Source organism: Pseudomonas sp. TWR3-1-1 (genome assembly GCF_049896545.1).
GTDB lineage: Bacteria > Pseudomonadota > Gammaproteobacteria > Pseudomonadales > Pseudomonadaceae > Aquipseudomonas > Aquipseudomonas weihenstephanensis.
Genome location: NZ_JAFCUO010000005.1, coordinates 79,802 through 97,637, shown reverse-complemented (window position 1 = coordinate 97,637; position 17,836 = coordinate 79,802). Strand labels below are relative to the sequence as shown.

General features: G+C 60.6%; 13 protein-coding genes and 1 riboswitch. Of the genes, 6 read left to right on the top strand and 7 right to left on the bottom strand.

Annotated features, from left to right (window positions below; translation table 11 throughout):
* Window positions 1–636 precede the first annotated feature (636 nt).
* Together ACP7A4_RS13105 and ACP7A4_RS13100 are read right to left on the bottom strand one after the other, a co-directional pair.
* On the bottom strand, window positions 637–903 hold the full coding sequence (locus tag ACP7A4_RS13105) for a hypothetical protein (RefSeq protein ID WP_059763284.1): 267 nt from the start codon (window positions 901–903) through the stop codon (window positions 637–639).
* A 113-nt stretch (window positions 904–1,016) separates the two neighbouring features.
* A complete protein-coding gene (locus ACP7A4_RS13100) occupies window positions 1,017–1,730 on the bottom strand; it encodes a murein L,D-transpeptidase catalytic domain family protein (protein ID WP_426247248.1) in 714 nt (237 codons plus the stop codon).
* Window positions 1,731–1,868: 138 nt separating this feature from the next.
* Here ACP7A4_RS13100 and ACP7A4_RS13095 point away from each other — a divergent pair, with 138 nt between their 5' ends.
* Window positions 1,869–3,437, top strand: coding sequence for a L,D-transpeptidase family protein (locus tag ACP7A4_RS13095; RefSeq protein ID WP_059763282.1), 1,569 nt, complete (start codon window positions 1,869–1,871; stop codon window positions 3,435–3,437).
* A 111-nt stretch (window positions 3,438–3,548) separates the two neighbouring features.
* On the top strand, window positions 3,549–4,631 hold the full coding sequence (locus ACP7A4_RS13090) for an NAD(P)H-dependent flavin oxidoreductase (protein WP_059763281.1): 1,083 nt from the start codon (window positions 3,549–3,551) through the stop codon (window positions 4,629–4,631).
* A 73-nt stretch (window positions 4,632–4,704) separates the two neighbouring features.
* Here the strand turns inward: ACP7A4_RS13090 and dmpG are convergent, their stop codons facing one another.
* The 5 genes from dmpG to ACP7A4_RS13065 all read right to left on the bottom strand — a co-directional run bounded on the left by dmpG (window position 4,705) and on the right by ACP7A4_RS13065 (window position 9,362).
* On the bottom strand, window positions 4,705–5,727 hold the full coding sequence (dmpG, locus tag ACP7A4_RS13085; RefSeq protein ID WP_059763280.1) for a 4-hydroxy-2-oxovalerate aldolase: 1,023 nt from the start codon (window positions 5,725–5,727) through the stop codon (window positions 4,705–4,707).
* 10 nt (window positions 5,728–5,737) lie between these two features.
* A complete protein-coding gene (locus tag ACP7A4_RS13080; RefSeq protein WP_426247533.1) occupies window positions 5,738–6,667 on the bottom strand; it encodes an acetaldehyde dehydrogenase (acetylating) in 930 nt (309 codons plus the stop codon).
* A 22-nt stretch (window positions 6,668–6,689) separates the two neighbouring features.
* Window positions 6,690–7,481 carry a fumarylacetoacetate hydrolase family protein gene (locus ACP7A4_RS13075; protein ID WP_203302571.1) on the bottom strand — a complete coding sequence of 264 codons (792 nt, stop codon included), beginning with the start codon at window positions 7,479–7,481 and terminating at the stop codon, window positions 6,690–6,692.
* 80 nt (window positions 7,482–7,561) lie between these two features.
* Complete coding sequence (locus tag ACP7A4_RS13070; protein ID WP_426247245.1) at window positions 7,562–8,335, bottom strand: glucose 1-dehydrogenase; 774 nt, start codon at window positions 8,333–8,335, stop codon at window positions 7,562–7,564.
* A 46-nt stretch (window positions 8,336–8,381) separates the two neighbouring features.
* Complete coding sequence (locus tag ACP7A4_RS13065; RefSeq protein ID WP_426247243.1) at window positions 8,382–9,362, bottom strand: flavin reductase; 981 nt, start codon at window positions 9,360–9,362, stop codon at window positions 8,382–8,384.
* 195 nt (window positions 9,363–9,557) lie between these two features.
* Here ACP7A4_RS13065 and ACP7A4_RS13060 point away from each other — a divergent pair, with 195 nt between their 5' ends.
* The 4 genes from ACP7A4_RS13060 (at window position 9,558) to cobN (ending at window position 17,823) form a co-directional block, all read left to right on the top strand.
* Window positions 9,558–10,994, top strand: a complete 1,437-nt coding sequence (locus ACP7A4_RS13060) for a coniferyl aldehyde dehydrogenase (RefSeq protein ID WP_426247241.1) — start codon at window positions 9,558–9,560, stop codon at window positions 10,992–10,994.
* A gap of 85 nt (window positions 10,995–11,079) precedes the next feature.
* Window positions 11,080–12,645, top strand: coding sequence for an amidase (locus ACP7A4_RS13055; RefSeq protein WP_426247239.1), 1,566 nt, complete (start codon window positions 11,080–11,082; stop codon window positions 12,643–12,645).
* A gap of 44 nt (window positions 12,646–12,689) precedes the next feature.
* Window positions 12,690–12,888, top strand: a riboswitch (cobalamin riboswitch).
* Window positions 12,889–12,981: 93 nt separating this feature from the next.
* Entirely contained in the window at window positions 12,982–14,049 is a 1,068-nt protein-coding gene (gene cobW, locus ACP7A4_RS13050) for a cobalamin biosynthesis protein CobW (protein WP_048364963.1), read from the top strand.
* A 3-nt stretch (window positions 14,050–14,052) separates the two neighbouring features.
* On the top strand, window positions 14,053–17,823 hold the full coding sequence (gene cobN, locus ACP7A4_RS13045; protein ID WP_426247237.1) for a cobaltochelatase subunit CobN: 3,771 nt from the start codon (window positions 14,053–14,055) through the stop codon (window positions 17,821–17,823).
* Window positions 17,824–17,836 lie beyond the last annotated feature (13 nt).

Genomic DNA, 17,836 nt, shown 5'->3' with positions numbered 1-17,836 from the left:
ATTTGACGCGACAGAGCGCAAGTCTACCAAGAGAGCCACGCCTTCGTCCGTAAACAGGCTGCTCATGCGAGGGCTAGCACGCGTGAAAATGAGCCGACTACGTTCATCTCCGAAGTGAGAGGCATTGCCTCGGGCAGTCCCACTGTGCTTGGGCTTACTCAGTGGCATCAAACGCATCATGGTATTTGACTGTTCCCGTAGGTAGTTCGCCCTCAAAGGTGATCGCTTGGAGGTTCTTTTGAGTAACACATGGAAGTTCAAGCCCGGGGCAGGTTTTGAATCCTGAGCGAGCCTAGCAGTCAGGATTACCCTGCTGGACACAGCCAGCACTGCCAATGCGTTGCAATTGAGTCAGCGCAGCGTTCATCTGGCCTGAACCGATACGGTTTTCTTGTCGATCGGGTCGTACCGAGAGAGGTCCGGGGCGGTACCTGTGGGTGTCACCCAAAGAGAGGGTGACTGGAGAAACCACCACATGCCCGACGAGTGCGTCGTCCTCAAAGCAGCCTGGGAGATGCTCAACTGACCGTTGCGGTGCAGCGCGTTCGCACGGTGTTGCTCTGTATGACTGGAGTTTTTGAGCATCTTGGCAGAACAGGCTATTGCTCTTGGTTTCGGTTGTGGCTGGCGCGCAGGTTATGTCTGGTACTTGGCCTTTAGCCTGGGATGAACTTTTAAGTGGTCGTCTGCGGGCCATTCCCACTGGCTGTCCAATTCTTCTGCAACAGCTTCGTAAGGCAAGCCGGGATGCAGGGCGCAATGGGTTTGCTTGGGTTCGAAAAACAATGTGGGCTGTTCCAGTGCTGTATCAGCCTGGGTAATCAGTGAAAGAGCTTCTTCAATTCCTGCAACGTTGATGGCGTTGTCTTTACCTGCCTGGACGAACTTCAACAGAAATGTCACTTCAGCGTTCCTTGTCTATTGGAACCTCACTAAGAGGTGCCATGTTAATGACAGCTCTTAGCGTAGTCTCTTAGCGGAAGGTCTGTAGTGCCACTCGGTGAAAGTCGAAGGGTTTAACTGCCTTTAGCGGTCACGATAGTGGCGACCAAGCGCGGCTGGCAGTTGAGATAGGCCGAGGACTGTAGCCAGCGCTGGTCGGGATACCAGGCAAACATGAACTGACCGTCCTTGAGTTTGTCTACCACTTGGCGCGCCACTTGCGGGCGTACGGCAGGGCAGCCCTGGCTGCGGCCTATACGGCCTTGGCGCTGGCTCCAGAGCGGGTTCACGTAGCTGGCCGCGTGTATCACGATGTCACGCTCACGGGCTCGATCATTGATACCAGGCTCCAGGCCGTCCATGCGCAAGGAGTAGCCATGCGCGCCTTTGTAGCTTTCCTGGGTACGGAACAGGCCCAGGCTAGACTGAAAGCTGCCTTCGTTATTGGAGAATTGAGTGGCGAAGTTTTCACCGGAATTTTGCCCGTGGGCAACCAGATCGCGCAGTACCAGCGTTTTTTTGCGCAGATCGAATATCCACAGGCGGCGTGCTGTCGAGGGCTGGGAGTAGTCAATCACGGCCAGGTGTTGAGCTTGACTGGCGCCGTTGTTGACCGCGCATTGCATCGCACTGAGGGCACTTTTTAGTGCTTGGGGATTGAGTTCTGGTGCTGCCTGGGCGAGGCTGTTGAACAATACCGGTTTAGAGGGGCTGGCGGCGAACACAGGACTACAGAGTGTGCCCAGGGTCGCAGCGGCCAGACAAAGCCGACGCAAAAAAATCAGCATAAGTTGAATATTCTCACTGTTGAATGGGCTCCTGACGCTTCGCGGGTAACGCGCAACGACTGTATAAAAGGCTGGCCTGAGTGCGACGGGTGATACGGTGCCCCATCTACCGGATGGCCATGGATTGGAGTAAAGCAGTTGATCAAAAAACACGCATGTTACTTGAGCCTTGCCTTGCTTGTAGCGCCATTGGTCGCGCTGGCGGATGAAGTGCCGGTTGATCCCGTCACGTTGCTGCAAGTGGCGCCCGCAGAACTGTCCAAGGTTTGCCCGCAGTTGGCACCGCGCCTGACAGCCTCCACTCAGCAACTGTTGCAGGGGTTTTACCAGGGCCAGAGTTATCAGCCGGTGTGGTCGGTCAACGGTCGCCTTTCTGCCTTGCAGGCCGCGTTGCCCCAGCTTGCGGATGATGGCCTTGACCCCGCGCACTACGCCTTGCCCAAAAACGAGGGCATGTGTGCCGACATCGACATCAGCCTGCACTACCTGCAAGCCCTGCACGACTTGCATTACGGTCGTCTGAACCAGTCGCGCTTCGAGCCGGTGTGGCACTCCAACGACGTTATGCCGGACCGCCAGGCGGCACTTCTTGCCCTCGCGGTGCCGGGTGTGCAGGACGTCGCCGGTGCATTTGATCAGGCACGTCCAGCGCTTGAGCGTTATCAAAACTTGCGCAAGGTCTATGCACGTTTGCGCCAACAACCCTTGCCGACGTGGCCGGTCGTGGGCAGTGGCCCCCTGCTTAAACCCGGCATGCAGGATGCGCGGGTGCCGGTGTTGGCGCAGCGCATGCTCAGCGAAGGCTATTTAAGCGCATTACCCAAAGTGAGTAACAACACCTACTCGCCTGAGTTGGCCGCTGCGGTGAAGAGTTTTCAACTTGATCATTCGCTGCAAGCCGATGGGGTCATCGGGCCGGGCACCTTGAAAGAGATGAACGTCAGCCCACAGATGCGGCGTGACCAGTTACGTATCAACCTGGAGCGTTTTCGCTGGATGGCGCACGATTTCGAACCCACCAGTTTGTTGGTCAATGTGCCCGCAGCGCTGCTGATGGTCTATCAGAATGGGGTGCCGGTTTGGCAGACCCGAACGCAGGTGGGCAGGGCGGATCGACAAACACCCTTGTTGAAATCGCGCGTCACGCGGTTGACGCTGAACCCCACATGGACCATTCCGCCGACCATTTTCAAACAGGACAAACTCCCGCAAATCCGCCGTGATCAGTCGTATCTGGCCCGCCATGATTTGCAAGTGCTCGACAGCAACGGGCAAGTGCTGGCCGCTCAGGATGTCAACTGGGATCGCCCCGGCAATATCTTGTTGCGCCAGGGGGCAGGGCCGCGCAATCCGCTGGGCAAAATTGTGGTGCGCTTCCCTAACCCGTTCTCGGTGTATTTGCATGACACCCCGAGCCAGGCGCTGTTCAGTAAAGGCCCACGCGCCTTCAGTTCGGGTTGCGTGCGGGTTGAGTCGGCGTTTGAGTTGCGCGACTGGCTGGTCAATCCTGCGGAAAAAGCCCGCACCGAAGAACTGCTCAGTACCGGCCGCACCCATGAGTTTCGACTGGCACAACCCGTGCCCATCTTGATGACCTACTGGACCGCACAAGCCGACAAGGACGGTAAAGTGTCCTTTGCCCCGGACATCTATGACCACGATCCAGCGCTGATTGCGGCGCTTGTCAGCAAGTCCCCAGCCCCGTAGTCAGGGTTCGCCTATGTACCGGGGTGGCAGGCACCCCGGGTTTGAACCACTCAAGTCCCTTGGCGCGCTTCAATTCACTTTTTTCTGATGATCGACTCTGGAGATACCCGCATGAACGGTTGGCCGGATTCACGCTTTATTGAATTGGCAGGTATTAGCGCGCCGATCATTCAAGCACCGATGTTGGGGGCGGGCGCCGACCTCATGATCGGCGTGGCGCAGGCAGGTGGGCTGGGGTCTCTGGCGTGTGCCACGCTGACGTTGGACTCGATTCGTGCCGAGGTTGCAGCTTTTCGTGAGGCGTGCGATCAACCCCTGAACCTCAACTTCTTTTGCCACCCGTCACCCGCCCACGATGAAGGTCGTGCCCAGCAGTGGAAGTCGCTGTTCAAGGCGTACTACCAAGAATTGGGTGTCGATTATGATGCGCCTACTCCCGTGTCAAGCCGTGCACCGTTTGACGAGGCGACGTGCGCGCTGGTCGAAGAGTTACGCCCGCAAGTGGTGAGTTTTCATTTCGGTTTACCGGCCCCGCAGCTCTTGGCACGGGTTAAAGCCTGTGGGGCAAAAGTGCTGAGTTCGGCCACCACGGTGCAGGAGGCGATATGGTTGGAGCGCCACGGCTGCGACGCAATTATTGCGATGGGCTACGAAGCCGGTGGCCACCGGGCGATGTTCTTGAGTGATGAGCTGAGCACACAAATCGGTACGTTCGCCTTGGTGCCGCAGATCGTTGACGCGGTGGGTGTGCCTGTCATTGCCGCAGGCGGGATTGCAGATGCCAGGGGCATCGCAGCCGCGTTTGCGTTAGGCGCCAGTGCCGTACAAATCGGTACGGCGTATCTGTTTTGCCCGCAGGCCAAGTTGACGCAACCGCATCGCCGCGCCCTGCGCGAAGCCAGTGGCAGCCAAACGGCGCTGACCAATCTGTTTACCGGGCGCCCGGCGCGCGGGATCGTCAATAGGGTGATGCGCGAACTGGGCCCGATCAACCCTCAGGCGCCGGCCTTTCCGTTGGCCGGCGGGGTGTTGTTGGCGCTCAAAGCCAAAACCGAACCCCACGGTTCAGGCGACTTCATTAACCTGTGGGCGGGCCAGGGCTTTACGTTAAGCCCGGGGCGTACTGCCGAGCTGTCCTCTTATGAGCTGACACGCACATTGATCGATGCGTATGCCGCACGCCGCCCAGCCTAAGGCCGAGTGTTTTGTTCGCTAACACGCCAAAGGCGCTGGCGCACTGGCACCTGCGTCTTTGGTATGAACTGGATCAGGCGCGTTGCCGCGCCAGGGTCATGGCGGTGTCTTCGATCATGTCTTCCTGACCGCCGACCATGCCGCGACGGCCCATCTCCACCAGGATCTCGCGCGCGGGCACGCCGTATTTCTGTTCGGCACGCTTGGCAAACAGCAAGAACGAACCGTAAACCCCGGCATAACCCATCGTCAGGGCATCGCGGTCGCTGCGGATCGGGAAGTCCATGATAGGCACCACCAGATCTTCGGCTACGTCCTGAATACCAAACACACTGACTCCGGTTTCGATGCCCATGCGCTCACACACGGCGATCAGGATCTCCATCGGCGTATTGCCAGCCCCTGCGCCCAACCCCGCAGCGGCTGCATCGATGCGTGTCGCACCTGCTGCAATAGCCGCAATGGAGTTGGACACGCCCATCGACAAATTGTGATGGCCGTGAAAACCGATCTCCGTGTCCGGGTGCAGCGCCGCGCGCAGTGCACTCACGCGTGCCTGAATGTCGTGGGGCAGCATGTAACCCGCAGAATCGGTGAGGTAAACGCAATTGGCGCCGTAGCTTTCCATCAGTTTGCCTTGCTTGACCAGCCCTTCGGCACTGTTCATGTGCGCCATCATCAAGAAACCCACAGTGTCCATGCCCAGGGTTCGGGCGTATTCAATGTGCTGCTGTGAGACATCTGCCTCTGTGCAGTGGGTGGCCACCCGGATCGTGTGGACCCCCAGCTCAAAGGCCATTTGCAGGTGGTCCACCGTACCAATTCCCGGTAACAGCAGCGCGGACACTTTGGCCTGCGTCATCAGCGGGATCACGGCTGACAGGTACTGTTCATCGGTGTGTGCCGGGAAGCCGTAGTTCACCGAACTGCCTCCCAAACCATCGCCGTGCGTGACTTCAATCAAGGGCACGCCCGCGGTATCAAGGCCGCAGGCAATGTCCTGCATTTGTTGCAGGCTGATCTGGTGACGTTTGGGGTGCATGCCGTCGCGCAGGCACATGTCGTGCACGGTGATTCTTTTACCGCGTAGGTCCATGGTCGACTCCTTAAACGAGGGCAGGTTGTGAGGCGCTGGCGCTGAGTTGCCGTTCGCCGTTGAGGATTTCCTCGGCGAACATTTCAGCGGTACGGGCCGCCGCGGCGGTCATGATGTCGAGGTTGCCAGCGTACGTGGGCAGGTAGTCGCCCAGGCCCTCGACCTCCATGAAAATCGAGACCCGGTTGCCGTCAAATACCGGACCGTTAACCAGTTTGTAGCCCGGCACGTAGCGCTGAACCTGTTCGATCATGTTGGCAATGGCCAGGCGGATGGCGGCCTGATCTGGCTCGGTTTCAGTCAGGCAGTGCACGGTGTCGCGCATGATCAACGGCGGCTCGGCCGGGTTGACGATGATGATGGCTTTGCCTTTTTTTGCGCCGCCCACCTGTTCGATGGCACTGGCGGTGGTGCGGGTGAACTCATCGATGTTTTTGCGCGTGCCAGGGCCGACGGACTTCGACGCTGCCGTGGCGATAATTTCGGCATAGGCCACCGGCTGCACACTTGAGACAGCCGCCACCAACGGAATCGTGGCCTGCCCGCCACACGTCACCATGTTGACGTTCATCGCCCCGCGCATGAGGCCGGACTTGAGGTTCACCGGCGGTACGCAGTACGGTCCGATGGCCGCTGGGGTCAGATCAATCATCAGCACGCCGAGGGCATTGAGCGTGTGGCTGTTTTGCGCGTGGGCATAGGCCGAAGTTGCGTCGAATGCGATCTGGATGTTGTCTTCCAGTACGTGCGCAAGCAGCCCGTCGACCCCGTCGCTGGTGGTTTTCAGGCCCATCGCTCGTGCCCGCACAAGGCCCTCGGAGGTGGCGTCGATGCCCACCATCCATACCGGCTCCAGCACCTCGCTGCGCAATAATTTGTAGAGCAGGTCGGTGCCGATATTGCCCGGCCCGATGAGGGCACATTTGATTTTTTTAGTCATCATCAAGGTCTCGATCACAGGTTCAGGACACAAAACGCAGGCGGGCGCTGCCCAGGCCGCTGAGGCTCAGGCTGACGTGGTCGCCAGGCTGCACCGGCACCAGCGGGGCCAAGGCACCGGAAAGGATGATTTCGCCTTTGCGAAACGGGATGTCGAATTTACCCAGCGTATTCGCCAGCCAAGCCACGGCTGCGCACGGGTGGCCCTGTACCGCAGAACCCAAACCCTGACCGGCGGGCAGGCCATTTTTGAGCAGGTTAAGCTCGACCTTGGCCAAGTCCAGCTCTCGCGGATTGATGCGCTCATCGCCCAAAGCAAATACGCCGCAAGAGGCGTTATCGGCCACCGTGTCCTGAATGCGGATCTTCCAGTCAACAATGCGCGAGTCGACGATCTCAAAACACGGCGCAACCCATTGCGTGGCAGCCATCACGTCTTGGGCAGTGATGCCGGGGCCGTTCAGGTCTTCGCCGAGGATAAACGCGATCTCGCCTTCCGCCCGGGGTTGCACCAGATGGTGGCTGTGAAAGCTCACCTCGCTGTCATTGGCGACGTGCATGCGGTGGGTCAAAAAGCCGAAGTCGGGCTGATGCACATCGAGCATGTCTTGCACCGCGCGGCTGGTGACGCCGATTTTTTTGCCGACTACTTGCTCGCCCAAGGCCTCGCGGCGTTGCAAGAACCGCAGGGAAATCTGATAGGCCGTTTCAAGTGTGAGGTTCGGGTAACGCTGCGTCAGGGGGGGCACGCTACGGCGCTCGCGCAGGGCGTGAAACAACTCATCGCCCAGGGCTTCAATCAATGTGGCGTCCATGAATCTCTCTCTGCTCATAACGGGTTAATCACACGGGCCGTAGCCGCTGTCGCAGGCGATGGGTGAAGGTGTCGCCACGCTCAGCCCGGCCACACACTCGATTCAGCGCCGCCGTCCACTTCGATGATTTTGCCGCTCACCCAGCGTGAGGCCGGGGAGGCGAGGTACAGCGCTGCGGCACTGATGTCTTCGGGTTCACCCAGGCTTTGCAACGGTGTGGCCCGCACCATGCCCTCGCGCATGGGTTCTGGCAGTACACCGTTCAGCGCATCGGTGAGGATCGGCCCCGGAGCAATCGCGTTCACCCGCACCAATGGCGCAAAATCCTGCGCGAGCAAGCGGGTCATGTGGCTCAACGCAGCCTTGGCGGTGCCATAGGCACTGAACTGCGTTTGTGCGTAACGTGCCGCGCCTGAGGTGATGTTGATGATGTTGCCGCTGCCTGCATCGCGCATGTGCGGCACGCACAGCTGGCACAGGTGATACGCCGAGGACACATTGAAACGCATGATGTCTTCAAAGCGCTCAACGCTTAGCGTCAATGGATCGTTAGGCCCTGCGCCACCGGCGTTGTTGACCAAATGAGTGATGCGGCCCATGTGTTCGCGAGCCTGGGTAATAAGGGCGATTCGCTGTTCTGCGTCATTCACGTCGCAGCTCACGGCCAGTGCGCGGCAGCCCAGCGTGCGTATCTCTTGCGCCACGCGTTCTACGTCGCTCAGGGTGCGTGCAGCCAGCACCACATCGGCGCCTGCTTGTGCGTAAGCCAAGGCAATCGCCCGGCCAATGCCACGCCCGGCGCCCGTAACCACGGCCACGCTGCCCGTCAGGCTGAAGCGTTGAAGAATGTTCATAAGACTCCTTTTAAGGGTTGGATGGCCTTTGCATCATGCTCAAGCCTTAGCGCGGCGCCCACAGGTCGGGCAAGCCTGGATCGCTGGCCGCAATCAACCGTTTGAGCAGCACTTTAAGGGCCTGTGCATCGCCCGGCCCGAGTTTGGCTGCAAGGTTTTGCTCTACCGCCTTGGCCAATGCCAACTGTTGCACGGACGCTTCTCGTCCGGTGGCGGTCAACACGTAACGCGGTGACTGGCTGCTGCCTTCCACCGCGACCATATGTTGCTTTTCCAGAAAGCGCATGCTGGCGAGCGTGACCACATGCCCGGTGTAGCTGACGAACGTATTGATGTCATGCAGCGTCAGGTTGTCGCGAATGCACAACACGGACAGGATGAAAAACGCGTGCTCGTCCAATTGCTGATTGCTCAGCAAACGGTGCAAGGCATCCAGCAGTTGGTAGTGTGCCCGCCCTAGCAAGTAGCCGAGCAGGTCCTCGGTGTAGCTGCATTCTGGCGGCGGCGGAGTGGTCGCCAGGCGCAGTTCACTGCGCGGTTTGCGGGTTGCCAGCGCATATTGACCGCTTTGAAACGCCAGCGGCGCACGGTCGCTGTGATCGAAGGCCAGTACTTCTCCGACAAAAATCACATGGTCGCCGCCCTCGTATTGAAAGGCGGTGCGGCATTGAAAGCGAGCCGTGCAGTCTTGCAACAGCGGCGCTTCGCTGATGCCGTTGTCGAGCTGGATTTCGGCGAACTTGTTCTCGCCCTGCATGGCGAATCGACCCGACAAGGGTTCTTGCTCGGTTGACAGTACGTGCACGTTCCAGTGCTTGCCGGAACTGAACACCGGCAGGCTGCGCGCTGTCTTGGCCAGGCTCCACAGCACCAGCGGTGGGTTAAGCGACACCGAGTTGAAACTATTGGCGGTGATGCCGATGGGCGAACCGTCCTCAGCCTGGGTCGTGATGATCGTCACTCCGGTGGTGAACGTGCCGAGCGCGGTGCGAAACGCCTGCGGATCGAAGCTGCTTTGCATTGCCATGACGAACCTCATGGATTGAATTTTCGTGCTCGCAGTATTCGCCCCTTGAACGCGGGTTACATCGTCTCTATGGACTAACGGAAACGGCCGATTATCGTCCGATTGGACGAGGTTTTGCGCGCAGTTATTGGCTAGGTTCGACCCATCGAAGCGGCAGTAAAAACCGCCCGCATTGTCTTTGAAGAGGATTGGCGCATGACCTCCACGCACACCACGCCCGCGCAGCTGTCACAAGTGTTGACGGCGCAAAAGAAAGCCTTCGTTGCCCATGGTCATGTCAGCGCCGAGCAGCGTTGTGAACGCTTGCAGCGAGTGATCGAGCTGTTGGTGCGCTATCAGCAACCGCTGATTGAAGCGATGGATGCCGACTTTGGAGGCCGGCCCCAGGGTTTTTCGCTGATGAATGATGTGCTCGGCTCCCTGGCGTCACTCAAATACGCGCGCGACCATCTACAGCACTGGATGGAAGACGAGCCGCGCCACGTATTTGCGCCTTACGACCAACTGGGCGCCAAGGCGTGGGTCATGCACCAACCCAAGGGCACCGTCGGGATTATGGGCACCTGGAATGCGCCGCTGTTTACCGTGCTCAGCCCGTTGGCCTGTGTGCTGGCGGCGGGCAACCGGGCCATTCTCAAGCCCTCGGAGGTGGTGCCGCGTACCGCCCAGGTATTGGCGCAAGCCTTTGCCGCGTATTTCGACCCGCTGGAAATCGCCGTGGTTAACGGTGACGCCGAGTTCGCGCAGGCATTCACCTCACAACCGTTCGACCACCTGGTGTTTACCGGGAGTTCGGCCGTGGGCCGTTCAGTGATGCGCAACGCGGCGCAACACCTGGTGCCGTTGACGCTGGAGTTGGGCGGTAAATCGCCGGTAATCATCTCCCGCACGGCTGATCTGGCTAAGGCCGCATTCAGCATTGCAGCGGCCAAGGCCAACAATGGCGGGCAAATTTGCATCAACCCCGATGTGGTGTATGTGCCCGCAGCGTTGCTGGAGGACTTTATCGGCGTCCTCGGCACCGCCTATGGCGAACTGTTTGCGAGCATCGAAGACAATCCGGACGTGGTCGCAGTGGTCAATGCCCGGCATTTGCACCGCGTCGAAGGCTATGTGCAGGACGCCCGCGAGCGCGGTGCACGCGTGGAGTCTTTCCCGCAAGCGCTCGCGGCCGATGAGCAGCAGCGCCGTCGGCCGTTGCAGGTCGTGGTCAATCCGCCCAGCGACAGCCAGATCCTGCACGAAGAAATCTTCGGCCCGGCGCTGGTGGTGTTGCCCTATCAGCAGTTGGACCAAGCGCTGGCCGACATTCACAGCCGCGAACGGCCGCTGGCGCTGTACTACTTTGGCCAGAGTGAGCAAGAGCAGCGTTACGTGCTACAACGCACCCACTCGGGGGGCGTGACCCTCAATGACGTGATGATGCATGCCGCCATGCACGATGCCCCGTTTGGCGGGATCGGCGCCTCTGGCATGGGTCACTATCACGGTCGCGAGGGCTTTCTTGAATTCAGCCACATGCGCACCGTATTCAAAGCCCCGGCGCACGATCCGCGCCGCGAGTGGGGATTGCTGCCCCCGTACGGCGAACACTTTTTAACGACCCTGCAAGCAATGGTCACGGCTGATTAGGCCGACGATCAACCGATCGCAGCCTTCGCCAGTGCCTGTGCGTTAAGCGCTCTCACAATAATAAAACCCGGACTGGAGAACACCCTTGCACAACCCTGTCGAAGACGCTCTAACCTGCGCCGGTTGGCCCCGTCGTCATGTCCTTAAAGCCGGTGCTGTGGCCGTCGGGGCTGCTCTGTTGGGGCGCTTTGCCCACGCAGCAAGCCCGTCGGCAATCACCCCCAGTGAGTATGGGGCGATGGACGCCTGGGACATGGCCGAGGCGGTGCGTAAAGGCGAGGTCAGCCCGCAGCATTTGTTGGCAGCGGCCATGGCCCGTTGTGATGCCGTTAACCCTAAGGTCAACGCCGTCAACATGCGTCACGATCAATACGCCCACGCGCTGCTCAAGGCGCGTGAGGCCAGCGGCGCGTCTACGACGGGTGCGCTGGCCGGGGTGCCGATACTGCTCAAGGACCTCAACACGTACCTTAAAGGCACACCTACCAGCAATGGTTGCCGCCTGTTCAAGGACGCCCCCGACGCTGAGCACACCAGCACCCTGATCGCCCGTTATCAAGCCGCCGGAGCCGTACCGTTTGGTAAAACCACGTGCCCGGAGTTTGGCCTGACCACCACCACCGAGTCCTTGCTGTGGGGCCAAACGCGCAACCCGTGGAACCTGGCGATGAGCGCTGGCGGTTCATCAGGGGGCGCCGCCGCGGCAGTGGCCGCAGGCATTGTGCCGGTGGCCCATGCCACCGATGGCGGCGGCTCGATTCGTATTCCGGCCTCGTATTGCGGGCTGGTGGGGCTCAAACCCAGCCGCTATCGCACCCCCAGCGGACCAGGCAAATACGAAGGCTGGTTCGGGGCCAGCGTGGGCAATGTGGTCACGCGCAATGTGCGGGACATGGCGTTGTTTCTGGACGTGGGTCAAGGCCATGAACACGCCAGTCCCTATTGGGCCAAGCCGCTGGTGCGCCCGTATGTCGAGGAGTTGCGCGCCGCGCCGGGTCGCTTGCGTATCGCGCTGGTACGCGACTCGCTGACCGGCGCGCCGCTGGACCCGGCTGTCGCCAAGGTGCTGGATGACACGGCGCAGCGCCTATCGGCAATGGGCCATAACGTTGAGCAATTACGTTTGCAGATCGACCCACGGCAACTGTTTGGTGCCCACGGCTCAGTCATTGGTCAGGCGCTGCTGACCCTGGTGCACGACCGCGAACAAACCCTGGGCCGCAGCGCCACCCCCCAAGACCTTGAACGCATCACGCAGGTGGTGCTGGGCAACGCTCAAAAAGTCACGGGGGAGGGCCTGTACCGCGCGCGGCAAGCCTTCGAGACCATTGGTGCCTACATGGAAGACCAATTTCAGACCTATGACCTGATCCTGTCCCCGGTCACCGCCAATGTGACGCCCGAACTGGGCCTGCTGAGCCTCAATCAGCCGTGGGACAGTTACGCCCACAACGCGATGGGCAGCGCCAGTTTCACCGTGCTGGCCAATGTCAGCGGGCAACCGGCCCTGTCTCTGCCGGTCGGCATGAGTGACAACGGCATGCCGATAGGCATGATGTTCACCGCGCCATTGGGGGGTGAAGACGTCTTGCTGCGCATGGGCGCGCAGCTTGAGCAACAGCGCCCTTGGGCTAAATTACCCCGCGTGTGAGGCGCCACCTTGCGGCTTAACATTGACCTGTCACAACGCACTGCGTAGCCTTGCGCGTTCGAGGTTCTTCGCCACGCGAAGCTAAGAAGGGAACGCGGTATGCCGCGGCTGCCCCCGCAACTGTAAACGGTCAATTGCCTTGCATCGCCACTGCCTGATCCGCGGGAAGGCGCAAGGAGGGGCACAGCCACTGGCTGAGGCCCAGCCGTAAGCCAGGAGACCTGCCTCGTGACTGTTTCTTACTTCAACCGGGCGGGGTGATCCGGTGGCGAAAACGACCGCACACTGGCTGCGGTCGTCGTCCCGTATGCCCGCCGCTTTGCCAAAGGGCATCCGATGAAAACACTGGCCAAAATCCCCGTCACGATCGTTACCGGCTTCCTCGGCTCGGGCAAAACCACCTTGCTGCGTCATATGCTCGACAACGCACAGGGTCGACGCATTGCGGTGATCGTCAACGAGTTCGGCGAGCTGGGCATTGATGGTGAAATCCTCAAGCAGTGCACCATCGGTTGCACCGAAGAAGAAGCCAACGGCCGTGTGTATGAACTGGCTAACGGCTGTCTGTGCTGCACCGTGCAGGAAGAATTCTTCCCGGTGATGCGCGAATTGGTGGCACGCCGTGGCGACATCGATCACATCCTGATCGAAACCTCGGGTCTGGCACTGCCAAAACCGCTGGTCCAGGCGTTCCAGTGGCCAGAAATCCGCAGTGCCTGCACCGTTGATGCGGTGATTACCGTGGTCGACAGCCCGGCCGTTGCGGCCGGTACGTTTGCCGCGTTCCCGGATCAAGTCGACGCCCAGCGCAAACTGGACCCTAACCTGGACCACGAATCACCGTTGCATGAGTTGTTTGCCGATCAACTGGCCAGCGCCGATCTGGTGATTCTCAACAAAGCCGACCTGATCAACCCGCAGGACCTGGCCAAGGTACGCGCAGAAGTTGCCGAAGAGCTGCCGCCTGCAGTGAAAATCATCGAAGCCAGCAGCGGTCGCCTGCCGCTGGACGTGCTGTTGGGCCTGGGCAACGGCTCGGAAGAACACATCGACAGCCGCCACAGTCATCACGACCATCATCATGATGGCGATGACCATGACGACCACGACCACGATGCCTTCGACTCCATTTCCATCCAATTGCCGCAAGCCGAAGAGCGAGTCCTGCTGGACGCCCTGACCCAACTGGTGATCAAGCACGGCATTTTGCGGGTTAAAGGTTTTGCTGCGATTCCTGGCAAACCGATGCGCTTGCTGATCCAGGGTGTGGGCACGCGTTTTGACAAGCATTTCGACCGCGCCTGGGGCGCTGATGAAAGCCGTGTGACCAAGCTGGTGCTGATTGGCCAGGACCTGGACGCCGCCCTGCTCGAAGCGTCCCTGCGTACAGCGTTGAGCGCTTAAACCATGCATTTGCTCAGGACCCAACCCGGCGGCTTTGTATCAGACGACAACATTGCTGACCTGGGGCAAACCCCCGCCGAGCTGGTGATCCTGTGCAGCGGCGACTCAAGCCTGGCGCTGTTGGCCGAAGCGGCCCAGCAGTTGCCGCACGACTATCCCAGCCTGCGTCTGGCCAACCCGATGCAGGTCCAAAATCATGCCTCGGTCGACTTATATGTCGATCAGGTGCTGCAACACGCCAAAGTCATTGTGCTGTCGCTGCACGGCGGGATTGGCTATTGGCGCTACGGCATAGAACAACTGATGCAGTTGGCCGAGCGCGGGGTCACGCTGATCCTGGTGCCCGGTGACGATCGCCCCGACCCGGAACTCAGCGCGCTGAGCACGGTTGCGCCTGAACAGGCTGAACGCTTGTGGCATTTTTTGCGTCAGGGCGGGCGACACAACGCACTGCAACTGTATAACTGCCTGGCCCAGCAATGGCTGGACCGCGACTATGCGTGGGACGCGCCGCAAACATTGCCGCGCACCGCGATCTATCACCCGGCGCATTCCAGCCCACAGCTCAAGGACTGGCAAGCCGACTGGCACCCCGACTACCCGGTGGCGGCGCTGTTGTTTTATCGCTCGCACTTGCAAGCGGCCAACACGGCGTTTGTCGATGTGTTTTGCCAGCGCCTGCAACAGGCCGGATTGAATCCGTTGCCCATCGCCGTGGCCAGTCTTAAGGAACCCGGTTGTCTGGCGGTGGTGCAGGACCTGCTGGATCAGGTTGAAACCGGGGTCATTCTCAATACCACCGGGTTTGCTCAATCAAGCCCCGAAGCGCCGCACCTGCGGCCATTTCGGCGCAACATCCCGGTGATTCAAGCCATTTGCGCCCAAGACAACGAGCCAGGCTGGCGCGCCAGCGAACAGGGCCTTGGCCCGCGTGATCTGGCGATGCACATAGCCTTGCCGGAACTGGACGGGCGCATCATCAGCCGCCCCATCAGTTTCAAAGACCTGGCCTGGCGCAGCGAGCGCAGCCAGTCAGATGTGGTGTGCTACCGCGCGCAACCGGAGCGCATGGACTTTGTCGCACACCTGGCGCGGCGCTGGGTTGAGCTGGCACGGGTGCCCAATGCGCAAAAGCGCATTGCCCTGATTCTGGCCAACTACCCGACCCGTGACGGTCGTATCGGCAACGGGGTAGGGCTGGACACCCCGGCCGCCGCGTTGAATATATTGCGCGCGTTGCAGGCGCAGGGTTATCCGCTCGACGCCGACCTGCCCGACAGTGGCACCGCGCTTATTCACGCCTTGCTTGGCGGCGTCAGTAATGACCTGGACAGCCTTGACCTGCGACCTTGCCATCAAAGCATGGGGCTGGACGAATACGGCGCCATGTTCAGGGCCTTGCCTCAAGCCAATCAGCGCGCCGTGCTGGAACGGTGGGGCAGCCCTGAAAACGATCCAATGTTTCGCAGTGGGCGGCTGATGATCGCCGGCCTGCGATTTGGCCAGACCTTTGTCGGCATTCAGCCCGCCCGTGGCTACCAAGTGGACGCCAGCGCGGTCTACCACGACCCGGACTTGGTGCCGCCGCACGCGTATCTGGCGTTCTACTTTTGGCTGCGTCACACCTACGGCGCGCACGCCGTGGTCCACGTCGGCAAACACGGCAATCTGGAATGGTTGCCGGGTAAGGGCGTCGGTCTTTCAGAGCACTGCTGGCCTGACGCACTGCTCGGCCCGCTGCCCAATGTCTACCCGTTCATCGTGAATGACCCGGGCGAGGGCGCGCAGGCCAAACGGCGGACGCAGGCGGTGATCATCGACCACCTCATGCCGCCACTGACCCGTGCTGAAACCTATGGCCCGTTGCGCGATCTGGAGCTGTTGGCTGACGAGTATTACGAAGCCCAACTGCTGGACCCGCGGCGCGCGCGTGAGTTGCAACGCGACATTCTGAAGCTGGTGCGCGAAACCCATATCGACCGCGAATTACAACTGGATGAAAAGCTCGACAGCGATGCCGATGCTGCGATCTGGCTGCCGCGGCTCGACACCTACCTGTGCGACCTCAAAGAGTCGCAAATACGCGACGGACTGCACATCTTCGGCGAATCGCCCAGCGGCCGTTTGCGCATCGACACGCTATTGGCGTTGTTACGCATTCCGCGTGGCAACGGACGTGGGGCGCAGTCCAGCGTATTGCGTGCGCTGGCCAAGGCATTCGAACTGGGCTTTGACCCGCTCGATTGCGCCCTGGCCGAACCGTGGACAGCGCCCCGACCGGCGGTGTTGCGGGCGGTCAGTGAGGCGCTTTGGCGCACCGCAGGTGATACCCGTGAGCGCCTTGAACTGTATGCCGCGCAATTGATCGAGCAGGCGTTAGACGGTCAATTGCGCCTGCCTGACGGCGAGCAATGGTGCGAAGTGCAGAGCATTTTTGACGCCTTGCGTGAGGTGGTCGCCCCGCGTCTGGATGCCTGCGGCCCGGCCGAAATGCAAGGTTTGCTCGATGCCTTGCAGGGACGCTTTGTACCCGCCGGCCCCAGTGGCGCACCGAGCCGCGGGCGACTGGATGTATTGCCCACCGGGCGCAATTTCTTTTCGGTGGATGTGCGCAACCTGCCTACCACCACTGCGTGGCGCATCGGTTTTCAATCGGCCAATCTGATCCTCGAACGCCATTTGCAAGACCACGGCGACCATCTGCGTCAGTTGGGACTGTCAGTGTGGGGCACGGCCACCATGCGCACGGGCGGTGATGACATCGCGCAAGCCATGGCACTGATGGGCGTACGCCCGGTGTGGGCCACGGGCAGCCAGCGGGTGGATGACTTTGAAATCCTGCCGGTCAGCCTGCTCGACCGGCCGCGTGTCGATGTGACGCTGCGGGTGTCCGGGTTCTTTCGTGATGCCTTTGCCAACCTCATTCGCCTGTTTGACGCCGCCGTGCAAGCCGTGGCGGCGTTGGATGAACCGGATGAACTGAATCCACTGGCGGCCAAAGTGCGTGCCGAGCGCGAGCAATTGGAGCGCGAAGGCATTGCGCCGCAAGCCGCTGCACGCCAGGCGGGCTGGCGCATATTCGGGGCCAAGCCCGGGGCTTATGGCGCCGGGGTGCAAAATGCCATTGATGGGCGCGTGTGGCAGAGCCGCGAGGACCTGGCCGAGGTGTACCTGAACTGGGGCGGTTATGCGTATGGCGGTGCCGATGAAGGTACGGCCGCGCGTGACCAGTTCGCCCAGCGGCTGAGCCAGGTACAGGCCGTGGTGCACAATCAGGACAACCGCGAGCATGATCTGCTCGATTCTAATGATTACTACCAGTTCCAGGGTGGCATGCTGGCGGCCGTGGAAAGCTTGAGCGGTCAATCGGCGGCCAGCTATCACGGCGACCACAGCCAGCCCGATTTGCCTAAAATCCGTACCCTCAAAGAAGAGCTGAACCGGGTGATCCGTTCGCGTGCCGCCAACCCCAAGTGGATCGAGGGGGTTAAGCGTCACGGCTATAAAGGCGCGTTTGAAATGGCCGCCACGCTGGACAATGTGTTTGCGTTCGATGCCACCACGCATTTGATCGACGATCATCAGTACGCGTTGCTTGCTGATGCCTACTTGCTGGATGGCGACACACGCCAGTTCGTGCAGCAACACAACCCGCACGCCCTGCGCGACATGACCGAACGCCTGCTGGAAGCCCAGCAGCGTGGATTGTGGCGTGAGCCGGGTGAGTACCGCGAGGCGTTGGAAAACCTGCTGCTCGACATTGAAGAAGACTGACTTGGAAATCTGG